This window comes from Streptomyces mabaensis (assembly GCF_053763515.1).
On the sequence record NZ_JBSOPZ010000092.1, the window covers coordinates 1 to 623 of the forward strand.

At 56.2% G+C, this 623-nt stretch carries 1 rRNA gene; it reads right to left on the bottom strand.

Features of this window, described 5'->3' with window-relative positions:
• Nucleotides 1-623, bottom strand: a 23S ribosomal RNA gene (locus ACWV17_RS33850); the annotation flags it as partial.

Genomic DNA, 623 nt, shown 5'->3' on the forward strand with positions numbered 1-623 from the left:
AATGACACGACTTCGGCGGTACGCTTGAGCCCCGCTACATTGTCGGCGCGGAATCACTTGACCAGTGAGCTATTACGCACTCTTTCAAGGGTGGCTGCTTCTAAGCCAACCTCCTGGTTGTCTCTGCGACTCCACATCCTTTCCCACTTAGCGTACGCTTAGGGGCCTTAGTCGATGCTCTGGGCTGTTTCCCTCTCGACCATGGAGCTTATCCCCCACAGTCTCACTGCCGCGCTCTCACTTACCGGCATTCGGAGTTTGGCTAAGGTCAGTAACCCGGTAGGGCCCATCGCCTATCCAGTGCTCTACCTCCGGCAAGAAACACACGACGCTGCACCTAAATGCATTTCGGGGAGAACCAGCTATCACGGAGTTTGATTGGCCTTTCACCCCTAACCACAGGTCATCCCCCAGGTTTTCAACCCTGGTGGGTTCGGTCCTCCACGAAGTCTTACCTCCGCTTCAACCTGCCCATGGCTAGATCACTCCGCTTCGGGTCTTGAGCGCGCTACTAAACCGCCCTATTCGGACTCGCTTTCGCTACGGCTTCCCCACACGGGTTAACCTCGCAACACACCGCAAACTCGCAGGCTCATTCTTCAAAAGGCACGCAGTCACGACTG